Below are 11,230 nucleotides of genomic sequence, written 5' to 3'. Positions count from 1 at the left end.
CCAGAAATCGCGCACGCAGTGACCACGCCGAGACCACTCCGAGATTCGGACGGCGCACAACCGACCACGGGGGCACGAGGGAGGGGAGCGACCATGAGCCCAGGACCGGAACCGGAGCACATCCGCCGCTGGGAGTCGGGAGCACTCGCGCACGCCGTGACGGACCCCTTCGGCCAGGGCCCCGTCCCCTGGCTGCGCGGCAGCGAGACGTACTTCGACGACACCGGCCAGGTCGTCCCCTGGTATGTGGAGAAGGACCCGGCCCACACCCCGAGGGAGGGCGCCCCGCGCGTCCCCTCCCCGCGCACCGCCCCCGGCGGTGGCCCCCGTTCCGCGGACGACGTGCGCCGCCAGATCAAGGGCTTCACGTCCACCGGCGCGGTCGCCCCGGGCGAGGCCGTCGACTTCCACATCACCGTCGACCCGCCCCAGGAGTTCGGCGTCGACATCTACCGCATCGGCCACTACGGCGGCGACGGCGCGTCGAAGATCACCACGAGCCCGCGCCTCTCCGGCATCGTCCAGCCCGCGCCGCTGACCGCCGACCGCACGGTCTCCTGTCACCACTGGTGGCTGTCCTGGCGGCTGCAGATCCCGTCGTACTGGAGCATCGGGGCGTATGTCGCCGTCCTCACCACCGCCGACGGCTACCGCTCCCACATCCCCTTCACGGTCCGCGACAACCACCCCGCGGACTTACTGCTCCTCCTGCCCGACGTGACCTGGCAGGCGTACAACCTCTATCCCGAGGACGGCCGTACGGGCGCGAGCCTCTACCACGCCTGGGACGAACAGGGCCGGCTCCTCGGCGAGGCCGACGCCGCGACCACGGTCTCCTTCGACCGGCCGTACGCGGGCGCGGGCCTGCCGCTGCACGTCGGTCACGCCTACGACTTCATCCGCTTCGCCGAGCGCTACGGCTACGACCTCGCCTATGCCGACGCCCGCGACCTGCACGCCGGCCACCTCGACCCCGCCCGCTACCGGGGCCTGGTCTTCCCCGGCCACGACGAGTACTGGTCCACAGCCATGCGCCGTACGGTCGAGCGTGCCCGGGACAGCGGTACCTCCCTGGTCTTCCTGTCCGCCAACACCATGTACTGGCAGGTCGAGTTGGGCCCCTCGCCGTCCGGTGTCCCCGACCGCCTGCTCACCTGCCGCAAACGCAGCGGTCCTGGCAAGCCCGTGCTCTGGCGCGAAGTCGACCGCCCCGAGCAGCAGTTGGTCGGTATCCAGTACGCGGGGCGGGTCCCCGAGCCGCACCCCCTGATCGTCCGCAACGCCGGTCACTGGCTGTGGGACGCGACCGGCGCGCACGACGGCGACGAACTCGCGGGTCTGGTGGCGGGCGAGGCGGACCGCTACTTCCCGCGCACCCCGCTCCCCGAGCACGACGACCGCATCCTGCTCGCCCACTCGCCGTACGCCGACAGCGAGGGCGTCATCCGCCACCAGGAGACGTCCCTCTACCGCGCGCCCTCCGGCGCCCTGGTCTTCGCGGCGGGCACGTTCGCCTGGTCCCCGGCGCTGGACCGGCCGGGCCATGTCGACACCCGCGTCCAACGGGCCACCGCCAACCTCCTGGACCGCATCTGCAAGCGTGACTGAACCCGCTCGACAGCAGCCCCTCCGCCCGATCCGCACACCCCAGGTCCAAGGTCAGCGCCCCATACGGGACAATCGACCCGTTGGACATAACCACGGGGAGGAACCGTGTCCGGATTCGTAGAGAAGCCCGAGCCGCTCCAGGTTCCGGGTCTGGTGCACCTGCACACCGGCAAGGTGCGCGAGCTGTACCAGAACGAGGCGGGCGACCTCGTGATGGTCGCCAGCGACCGTATGTCGGCGTACGACTGGGTGCTGCCCACGGAGATCCCCGACAAGGGGCGCGTCCTCACCCAGCTGTCGCTGTGGTGGTTCGACCAGATCGCCGACCTGATGCCGAACCACGTCCTGAGCACCGACGTGCCGGAAGGCGCCCCCGCCGACTGGGCGGGCCGCACCATGGTGTGCAAGTCGCTCCAGATGGTGCCGGTCGAGTGCGTCGCCCGCGGGTACCTCACCGGCTCCGGCCTGCTGGAGTACGACGAGTCCCGCACGGTCTGCGGCCTCGCCCTGCCCGAGGGCCTGGTCGACGGCAGCGAGCTCCCGGCCCCGATCTTCACCCCGGCCACCAAGGCGGCCGTCGGCGAGCACGACGAGAACGTCTCCTACGAGGAGGTCGCCCGCCAGGTCGGAGCGGACACCGCCGCCCAGCTGCGCCAGGCGACCCTCGCCGTCTACTCCCGCGGCCGGGACATCGCGAAGGACCGCGGGATCATCCTCGCGGACACCAAGTTCGAGTTCGGCTTCGACGGGGACACCCTGGTCATCGCGGACGAGGTCCTCACCCCGGACTCCTCCCGCTTCTGGCCGGCCGACCGGTGGGAGCCGGGGCACGCGCAGCCGTCGTACGACAAGCAGTTCGTGCGCGACTGGCTGACCTCGGCGGAGTCCGGCTGGGACCGCAGGAGTGAGCAGCCTCCTCCGCCGCTGCCGCAGGAGGTCGTGGACGCGACCCGCGCCAAGTACGTGGAGGCGTACGAGCGTCTGACGGGCCTGAGCTGGTCGTAACGCGAAAGGCCCCCGGGTGACCGGGGGCCTTTGCAGTGGAGCGAACGACGAGGTTCGAACTCGCGACCTCAACCTTGGCAAGGTTGCGCTCTACCAACTGAGCTACGTTCGCATGCGCCGTGGCGCGAGAACCACTATACCCAACCTCGTTCCCGTGCGAGACGCACTGCCGTGTGCCGGTTCTCGGCACCGAGCTTGGAGACCGCCGACGACAGGTAGTTCCGGACGGTTCCCTGCGACAGCGCGGCGCGTTCCGCGATCTCCGCGACGGGCGCCCCGTCGGCGGCGAGTTCCAGCACCTCGGCCTCCCGCGCGGTCAGCGGTGAGTCCCCGGCGGAGATCGCGTCGGCGGCCAACTCGGGGTCGACGTAACGGTTTCCCGCGTACACCGTGCGGATGATCTCGGCGAGTTTCTGCGCGCTCACGGTCTTCGGGACGAACCCCCGCACACCGGCCTCCAGGGACCGCTTGAGATGCCCGGGCCGACCGTGGCTGGTCACGATCAGCACCTTGCACGACGGCAGTTCCGTGCGCAGGGATGTGGCGACCTTCACACCGTCCGCGCCGGGCATCTGAAGATCGAGTACGGCGACGTCGGGCTCGTGCGCCCGGGCCATCGCCAGCGCTTCGGGGCCGGTCGCCGCCTCCGCGACGATCGCGAGGTCGTCCTCCAGCGAGAGCAACGCGGCGAGCGCGCCCCGGATCAGATGCTCGTCGTCGGCGAGCAGCACCCGCACGGTCACGGGACCACCTCCGCCGCTACCCGAAGCAGCCGTCACGCCACCACCACCTCCATCGCCACCCGCACGGTCACAGCGCTTCCTCCCGAACTACCGGAGGCCGTCACGACAGCACCTCCGCCGCTACCCGAAGCGGCCCTGACCGCACCACCAGCCCCATCGCCGCCAGGAGCCCTCACACCGCCACCTCCCTCGTCACCGGGACTGCCACCTTGCTCGTCACCGGAACCCGTCACGAGACCACCGCCTCCCTCATCGCCGGAGCCTGTCACGAGCCCACCGCCTCCCCCGCCTCCAGCGGCACCCCCTCCGCCAGCGGCACCTCCGCCACCAGCCGGAACACACCTTCGTGCACCCGACCCGCCTCCAGCGTCCCGGCCACGGCCGCGAGCCGTTCCCGCAGTCCGGCGAGTCCGGAGCCGCCGGTGGCCGAGGCCCGCAGCGCCCCGTCGTTCTCGACGGTCAGCACCACCCGCTCCTCCTGTGTGAGCACGGTCACCGTGCACCGCTTGGGGTCGCCGTGCCGCAGGACGTTCGTGGTGGCCTCCCGCACCACCCAGCCGAGCGCGGACTGCACCTGGGCGGGCAGCCCGGCCGGCTCCCCGGTGACCTCGCAGTCGATGCCGGCGGCAGTCAACACCCCTTGCGCTCCCGCGAGTTCGGCCCTGAGGTCGGCCTCCCGGTATCCCCGTACGACGTCTCGCACCTCGCGCTGTGTCTCCTGCGCGATCCGCTGCACCTCGGTCATCTGGTCCACGGCCTCGTCCCGCCCGCGTCGCGTCAGCTGCACGGCCAGCTCGCTCTTCAGCGCGATCACGGCCAGGTTCCGGCCCACCACGTCGTGCAGGTCCCGCCCGAACCGCAGCCGTTCCTCGGCAACGGCGAGCCGGGCACGGGTCTCGCGGGCGGCGTCGAGTTCGTAGACGGCGTTGAGGAGCCACACGGAGAAGACGGAGGTGGAGGCGAGGAAGGCGGCGCCGAGGAGCACCGCGAACCCGACGGCCAGCGAGGCGGGAAGGGCCATGCCGAGCGGGAACCCGCCGAGCGCGGCGCCTCCGGCGAAGCCGCACACCGACGCGACCGCCCTGCGGCGCCTGCGGATGGCCAGCACGCCGGTGCCGGCCCCGAAGACCAGCACCCCCGCGAAGACCGAGCCCGCGGCGGTGTCGACGTCGTCGCCGCGCGGTCCGCGCTCGGCGATCCCGATCGCCACGGAGGCGACGAGCACGGTCACCGCGCCGAGCACCCACAGCATCCGCACCGGCTGCTCGCGCCGGCCCCGGGTCCAGTCGAGCGCCCGGGACGCGGTCACCGCGCAGACCGCGGAGTGCGCGGTGACCAGCAGGAGCAGCCAGACCCCCAGCGAGCCGGTCATCTGCCCGACGACCGGCAGCCCGATCGCCACGACCTCGATCAGCGCGAAGAAGTGGAACGACCAGCGCGTGTACGTCTCCACCTTCGCCGGCGTGCTCTTGCTCCGCCACCAGCCACCCGAACCACGCATTCCCCTGCCCCCCGTACCGTTCAGCGCCGGGGCTCCCAGCGGAACCACCGCTGCACAGCAAACACGGCCGGCGCGATCCAGGCCAGCGCCGTCAGTACCGCTCCCAGCGCCTCGTAGGCGGAGAGGTCGCCGCTCCAGCCGCCGCGCACCAGGGTGATCACCGGGCTGAGCGGCAGCAGTTCGCACACCGAGGCGAGCCGGTCGGGCAGGAGTTCCCGCGGGACGGCGACCCCTGAGCCCATCATCGTGATGATCACCAGCGGCAGGCCGGTGACCTGAGCGCTCTCCACGGTCCGGGTGAAGCTCGCGGTCAGTGCGGCGAGGGCCGCGCTCATCAGCAGGCCGAGGAGCACACCGAGGACGGCGAGAAGGGGCGCCTTCGGTGCGGCCATGTCCAGCAGTACGGAGCAGCCGACGGAGAGGAGCACGCACTGCAGGAGGCTCGTGACGGTCGCGGGCAGGGCCGCCCCCGCCATGATCTCGCCGTCCCGCAGTTCCCCGGTGCGCAGCCGCTTGAGGACGAGTTCCTCGCGCCGCCCGACGAACACACCGATCAGGGCCATGTAGACGGCGAAGAGCAGGGAGAACCCGACGGCTCCGGGAATCAGCAGGTCTCCGAGGCTGAGCCCCGCGTCCTTAAGGTCGACGTCCTGCATGCCGGCCCGCAGGCTGAAGGGCAGCACCAGCGGCAGGAACACCGCGGAGAGGATCATGCCCTTGCTCCGCAGGAACAGTGTCAGTTCGGCCCGTCCGAGCGCGGCGACGCGTCCCGCCGGTGTGGTGGTCGCACGCTCCGTGGCGCTCGCCGCCGCACTCCCGATCGCGCTCATGCCACCCGCTCCTTCTCGTCCTGTGCGATCCCGAGGAACGCCTCCTCCAGGGACGCCGACCGCACGTCGAGACCGTGCAACTCGACCCGGGCCGCATCGGCCCACACCAGCAGCCCGGTGGCCGCCCGCTGAAGCTCCCGTGTCCGCAGCCGTACGACCCGCCCGTCGATCTCGTGCCCGCACACGCCCAGCGCGTCGAGCGGCGGGAGATCGCCGAGGTGGTAGCTGTCCGGCAGCCGGAAGGAGATCCGGGACGGCTGCCCGGCCGTCACCTCGGCGGTCGTCCCGGTGGCGGCGATGCGCCCCTCGTGGAGGATGGCCAGCCGGTCGGCGAGCTCCTCGGCCTCTTCCAGGTAGTGCGTGGTGAGCAGCACGGTCGTGCCGCGGTCGCGCAGGTCCCGCACCAACTCCCAGGTGTCCCGGCGCCCTTGGGCATCCAGCCCGGTGGTCGGCTCGTCGAGGAACAGCACCTCGGGGTCGCCGAGCAGCGCGAGGGCCAGGTCCAGGCGGCGCCGCTCGCCACCGGACAGCTGCTTGACCCGTACGCCGGTCCGCCGGGCGAGCCCGACCAGTTCCAGCACCTCCAGCGGCGGCCGGGCCCCGCTGACGCAGCTCGCCCACATCCGCGCGGTCTCGCCGACCGTCAGCTCGGACGGGAAACCGCCCTCCTGGAGCATCACCCCGGTGCGGGGGCGTACGGCGGCCCGCTCGGCGTACGGATCGTGTCCGAGGACGCGGATCCGCCCGTCGGTGGGCGGGGCGAGCCCCTCCAGCAGTTCCACGGTGGAGGTCTTGCCGGCGCCATTGGTGCCGAGCAGGGCGAAGATCTCTCCGCGGGCCACGGAGAACCCGATTCCGCGCACCGCCTCGAACCCGCCCCCGTACACACGCCGTAGGCCGGTGACCTCAATCACGTGTTCGTGTTCGTCGGTGTTCATGAACTCAGCGTCCCGGCGGACCGGGTGCGGCAGCAGTGCGTGGTGTCACCACTCCGTATGACAAATGTCAGACGGAGTGGTGGACATGGGGGGCGGACATGAAAAGACCCCGGTCGTGATGACCGGGGTCTTCTCTGTGGAGCGGACGACCAGGTTCGAACTGGCGACCTCAACCTTGGCAAGGTTGCGCTCTACCAACTGAGCTACGTCCGCATTGCCTCCGACCGGCTTTCACCGATCGGCGCGAACACCAGCCTACCTGATCCTCTCCGGAGGGGATGCCCCCGGAGTGATCCGATCGACGGTGCAGAGCGGGTGACAGGAATTGCACACTGCGCCTTCCCCCTGGAAGGGGGATGTTCTACTACTGAACTACACCCGCGTGTACTCCGTGAGCTGGGCCTTTCGGCCTCGCCCCTCGGCGTGCTCCAGACTCTAGCTGACCAGGTGGGGTGCAACGCAAGTCGGTTGTCCCGAGGGGCGGGTGACCCGGCGTCGGCCCAGCGCACAGGGCACGTTCACGCCCCCGCGCCCGGGAGACCGGGCCCTCGGAGCCACGGCACAGGGCGGAACCCCTCAAACCCAGGACGCGCAAAACCCAGGGCGCTCAGAGCCGGGACGCTCAAAGCCGAGACGCCAAGGACCGGGGCTCCAGAGCCAGGCCTCCAGAGCCGGGACTCCAGGGCCGGGACTCCCCGGCCCTCGGCTCACTGGGCCTCGGCGAACGCCTCGTAGACCTTCTTGGGGATGCGTCCGCGGGCGGGGACGTCCATCTTGTTGGCCTGGGCCCAGGCCCGGACCGCCGCCGGGTCGGGAGCGACCTCGGTCTGCTTGTACGCCTTGCCCGACCTGGACCGCTTACGGCCGGCCTCCACGTACGGCTCAAGCGCCTTACGCAGTTTCTCGGCATTGGATTGATTCAGGTCGATCTCGTACGACTTGCCGTCGAGTCCGAAGGCGATCGTTTCCGCCGCTTCCGAGCCGTCGATGTCGTCAGAGAGAGTGACCACGACCTTCTGCGCCACGAATATCGGTCCCTTCGTACGGCACGTTGCCAATTCATTTGTACAGTGCCCGACAATGCATTGTGAAGCTCGACTAAATCCTTCCGCGTGTCCGAGCGCAATAGGTATCGGGTGTCGATCCGAGATCTTTCCCGGAAATTTTCGTCGACGTCCGCCTTCGTGCCGGACCGTGATGACCGTCACGTAGATTCCTACAACTCAACGCGCGTAGAAATTTTGTGCGGGTAGTCTGAAGGAACCTGCTCAGCACCACACCACCGGGAGTGCCAGTGGCACGCGTCGTAGTCGACGTCATGCTCAAGCCGGAGATCCTCGACCCCCAGGGCCAGGCGGTGCAGCGTGCACTGCCGCGACTGGGTTTCGACGGCATCTCCGACGTACGTCAGGGAAAGCGATTCGAACTGGAAGTTGACGGACCGGTCGACGAGGCCGTGCTCGCCCGCATCCACGATCTTGCGGAATCCTTCCTCGCCAACACCGTGATCGAGGACTTCACCGTCAAGGTGGAGGAAGTCGCGGAGGCCGCGAAGTGACCGCTCGTATTGGCGTCGTCACTTTCCCCGGCAGCCTCGACGACCGGGACACCCAGCGCGCGATCCGCCTCGCGGGCGCCGAGCCGGTCGCCCTCTGGCACAAGGACAAGGACCTTCACCAGGTCGACGCGGTCGTCCTTCCCGGTGGTTTCTCCTACGGCGACTATCTGCGGGCCGGTGCCATCTCCCGCTTCTCGCCGGTGATGGAGACGGTCATCGAGCAGGCCAGGGCAGGACTTCCGGTCCTCGGTATCTGCAACGGCTTCCAGATCCTCACCGAGGCCCACTTGCTTCCCGGCGGGATGCTCGGCAACGACCACCTCCACTTCATCTGCCGCGACCAGAAGCTGCGGGTGGAGAACGCGGACACCGCCTGGACCGTCGACTACGCGTCCGGCCAGGAGATCCACATCCCGCTGAAGAACATGGACGGCCGGTACGTCGCCGACGAGTACACGCTCGACAAGCTGGAGGCCGAGGGGCGGGTCGTCTTCCGCTACCTGGACGTCAACCCCAACGGCTCGCTGCGCGACATCGCCGGCATCACCAACGAGGCCGGGAACGTCGTAGGCCTCATGCCGCACCCGGAGCACGCCACCGAGCCGCTGATCGGCACGGGCCGCACCGACGGCCTCCCGTTCTTCACCTCGATCCTCAAGAAGCTGGTCAACGCATGAGCCGGACGCCTCTGGACACGGTCGAGCACGCGGCCGCGACCCCCGACGTCGAGCTGCCCTGGGCCGAACTCGGCCTGAAGAAGGACGAGTACGAGCGGGTCGTGGAGATCCTCGGCCGCCGGCCCACCGGTGCCGAGCTCGCCATGTACTCCGTCATGTGGTCCGAGCACTGCTCCTACAAGAGCAGCAAGGTGCACCTGCGCCAGTTCGGCGAGAAGGCCCCGCAGAGCGACGCGCTGCTCGTCGGTATCGGCGAGAACGCGGGCGTGGTGGACGTCGGCCAGGGCTACGCCGTCACCTTCAAGGTCGAGTCGCACAACCACCCGTCGTACGTCGAGCCCTACCAGGGCGCGGCCACCGGTGTCGGCGGCATCGTCCGCGACATCATCGCGATGGGCGCCCGTCCGGTGGCGGTCGTGGACCCGCTGCGGTTCGGTGCCGCCGACCACCCGGACACCAAGCGCGTGCTGCCGGGTGTGGTGGCGGGCATCGGCGGCTACGGCAACTGCCTCGGGCTCCCCAACATCGGCGGCGAGGTCGTCTTCGACGCCTGCTACCAGGGCAACCCGCTGGTCAATGCCGGTGCCATCGGTGTGATGCGGCACGAGGACATCCACCTCGCGAAGGCGTCCGGCTCGGGCAACAAGGTCATCCTGTACGGAGCCCGTACGGGCGGCGACGGCATCGGTGGCGCGTCCATCCTGGCGTCCGAGACCTTCGACGACACCAAGCCGTCGAAGCGTCCCGCGGTCCAGGTCGGCGACCCCTTCCAGGAGAAGCTCCTCATCGAGTGCACCCTGGAGGCGTTCAAGGAGAAGCTGGTCGTCGGCATCCAGGACCTCGGTGCGGCGGGCCTGTCCTGCGCCACGTCCGAGCTGGCGTCGAACGGCTCCGGCGGCATGCGGGTGACGCTGGACGACGTACCGCTGCGCGACTCCACGCTCTCGCCCGAGGAAATCCTCATGAGCGAGTCGCAGGAACGCATGTGCGCGGTGGTCGAGCCGTCGAAGGTCGACCGGTTCCTGGAGATCTGCGACAAGTGGGACGTCATCGCCACCGTCATCGGTGAGGTCACCGACGGCGACCGGCTGGAGATCTACTGGCACGGCGGCAAGATCGTCGACGTCGACCCGCGCACGGTCGCGCACGACGGCCCGGTCTACGAGCGCCCCTACGCCCGCCCCGAGTGGCAGGACGCCCTCCAGGCGGACGACGCCAACAAGCTTGCCCGGCCCGGGAGTTCGGCCGAGCTGAAGGACCAGGTCCTGAAGCTGGTGTCGTCCCCCAACCAGGCCTCCAAGAAGTGGATCACGTCCCAGTACGACCACTTCGTGCAGGGCAACACGGTGCTGGCCCAGCCGGAGGACTCCGGCATGATCCGCATCGACGAGGAGACCGGCCTCGGTGTCGCGATCGCGACGGACGGCAACGGCCGCTACGCCAAGCTGGACCCGTACGCGGGCGCCCAGTTGGCGCTGTCCGAGGCCTACCGCAACGTGGCGACCACCGGCGCCAAGCCGCTCGCCGTCTCCGACTGCCTGAACTTCGGCTCGCCCGAGGACCCGGCGGTGATGTGGCAGTTCGCGGAGGCCATCCGCGGACTCGCCGACGCCTGCCAGCAGTTGGGCACCCCGGTCACCGGCGGCAACGTCTCGCTCTACAACCAGACGGGCGACGTGGCCATCCACCCGACCCCCGTCGTCGCGGTCCTGGGCGTCATCGACGACGTCGCCCGCCGCACGCCGGTCGCCTTCCAGGAGGAGGGCCAGCTGCTGTACCTCCTCGGCGACACGCGTGAGGAGTTCGGCGGCTCGGCCTGGTCCCAGGTGATCCACGACCACCTCGGCGGTCTGCCCCCGAAGGTCGACCTGGAGCGCGAGCGCCTGCTGGCCGAGATCCTGATCTCCGCCAGCCGGGACGGCATGATCGACTCCGCGCACGACCTCTCCGACGGCGGCCTGATCCAGGCGGTCGTGGAGTCGGCGCTGCTCGGCGGCAAGGGCGCCCGCCTGATCGTCCCGGACGGTCTGGACGCGTTCACGCTGCTCTTCTCGGAGTCGGCGGGCCGCGCGGTGGTGGCGGTCCCGCGTTCCGAGGAGCTCCGCTTCAACGACATGTGCGGCGCACGGGGCCTGCCCGTCACCCGCATCGGTGTCGTCGACGGCGATTCGGTCGAGCTCCAGGGCGAGTTCGAGCTGGCGCTGGAGGAACTGCGGGTCGCGCACGAGGAGACGATCCCGGCACTGCTCAAGTAACCGGCAGCCGTACGACCCCGAAGGCCCCGCCCGTCACACCGACGGACGGGGCCTTCGCCATACCTCCCCGCTTGCCGCGCCGACTCCGAACCACCGAGCGCGGCACCGGACTTGG

Annotated in this window: 10 protein-coding genes and 3 tRNA genes; 5 read left to right on the top strand and 8 right to left on the bottom strand. The window is 70.1% G+C overall.

The window, feature by feature from the left end; translation table 11 throughout:
- The first annotated feature begins 93 nt into the window (after positions 1-93).
- A complete protein-coding gene (locus ACZ48Z_RS36845; protein ID WP_468740263.1) occupies positions 94-1,608 on the top strand; it encodes a N,N-dimethylformamidase beta subunit family domain-containing protein in 1,515 nt (504 codons plus the stop codon).
- Between the two features lie 105 nt (positions 1,609-1,713).
- Positions 1,714-2,613: a phosphoribosylaminoimidazolesuccinocarboxamide synthase gene (locus ACZ48Z_RS36840; protein WP_468740262.1), complete on the top strand. Its 900-nt coding sequence runs from the start codon at positions 1,714-1,716 to the stop codon at positions 2,611-2,613.
- A gap of 36 nt (positions 2,614-2,649) precedes the next feature.
- Here the strand turns inward: ACZ48Z_RS36840 and ACZ48Z_RS36835 are convergent.
- The 8 genes from ACZ48Z_RS36835 to ACZ48Z_RS36800 all read right to left on the bottom strand — a co-directional run bounded on the left by ACZ48Z_RS36835 (position 2,650) and on the right by ACZ48Z_RS36800 (position 7,650).
- Positions 2,650-2,725: transfer RNA gene (locus ACZ48Z_RS36835), tRNA-Gly, on the bottom strand.
- 22 nt (positions 2,726-2,747) lie between these two features.
- Positions 2,748-3,356 carry a response regulator gene (locus tag ACZ48Z_RS36830; protein WP_468740261.1) on the bottom strand — a complete coding sequence of 203 codons (609 nt, stop codon included), beginning with the start codon at positions 3,354-3,356 and terminating at the stop codon, positions 2,748-2,750.
- A gap of 265 nt (positions 3,357-3,621) precedes the next feature.
- Entirely contained in the window at positions 3,622-4,857 is a 1,236-nt protein-coding gene (locus ACZ48Z_RS36825; RefSeq protein ID WP_468740260.1) for a sensor histidine kinase, read from the bottom strand.
- Positions 4,858-4,877: 20 nt separating this feature from the next.
- Entirely contained in the window at positions 4,878-5,687 is an 810-nt protein-coding gene (locus tag ACZ48Z_RS36820) for an ABC transporter permease (RefSeq protein ID WP_468740259.1), read from the bottom strand.
- Positions 5,684-6,625 (bottom strand): ABC transporter ATP-binding protein, encoded by a 942-nt coding sequence (locus ACZ48Z_RS36815; protein ID WP_468740258.1) that lies wholly within the window; start codon positions 6,623-6,625, stop codon positions 5,684-5,686. Before ACZ48Z_RS36815 ends, ACZ48Z_RS36820 begins: the two co-directional genes overlap by 4 nt.
- A gap of 137 nt (positions 6,626-6,762) precedes the next feature.
- Positions 6,763-6,838 (bottom strand) — tRNA-Gly (locus tag ACZ48Z_RS36810).
- Between the two features lie 97 nt (positions 6,839-6,935).
- Positions 6,936-7,007: transfer RNA gene (locus tag ACZ48Z_RS36805), tRNA-Gly, on the bottom strand.
- Positions 7,008-7,332: 325 nt separating this feature from the next.
- Complete coding sequence (locus ACZ48Z_RS36800; RefSeq protein ID WP_389099915.1) at positions 7,333-7,650, bottom strand: histone-like nucleoid-structuring protein Lsr2; 318 nt, start codon at positions 7,648-7,650, stop codon at positions 7,333-7,335.
- Between the two features lie 269 nt (positions 7,651-7,919).
- On the opposite strand from ACZ48Z_RS36800, the gene purS reads away from it, so the two are divergent.
- From purS to purL, 3 genes are read left to right on the top strand one after another with little or no spacing between them, the layout of a single operon-like run.
- Positions 7,920-8,183, top strand: coding sequence for a phosphoribosylformylglycinamidine synthase subunit PurS (purS, locus tag ACZ48Z_RS36795; RefSeq protein WP_356026239.1), 264 nt, complete (start codon positions 7,920-7,922; stop codon positions 8,181-8,183).
- Positions 8,180-8,860 (top strand): phosphoribosylformylglycinamidine synthase subunit PurQ, encoded by a 681-nt coding sequence (purQ, locus tag ACZ48Z_RS36790; RefSeq protein WP_468740257.1) that lies wholly within the window; start codon positions 8,180-8,182, stop codon positions 8,858-8,860. The genes purS and purQ overlap by 4 nt, the downstream gene beginning before the upstream one ends.
- On the top strand, positions 8,857-11,115 hold the full coding sequence (gene purL / locus ACZ48Z_RS36785; protein WP_468740256.1) for a phosphoribosylformylglycinamidine synthase subunit PurL: 2,259 nt from the start codon (positions 8,857-8,859) through the stop codon (positions 11,113-11,115). The genes purQ and purL overlap by 4 nt, the downstream gene beginning before the upstream one ends.
- The last annotated feature ends 115 nt before the right edge of the window (positions 11,116-11,230 follow it).

It is taken from the genome of Streptomyces sp. NPDC031225 (genome assembly GCF_055570355.1).
This window is presented reverse-complemented; position numbering and strand designations above follow the sequence as displayed.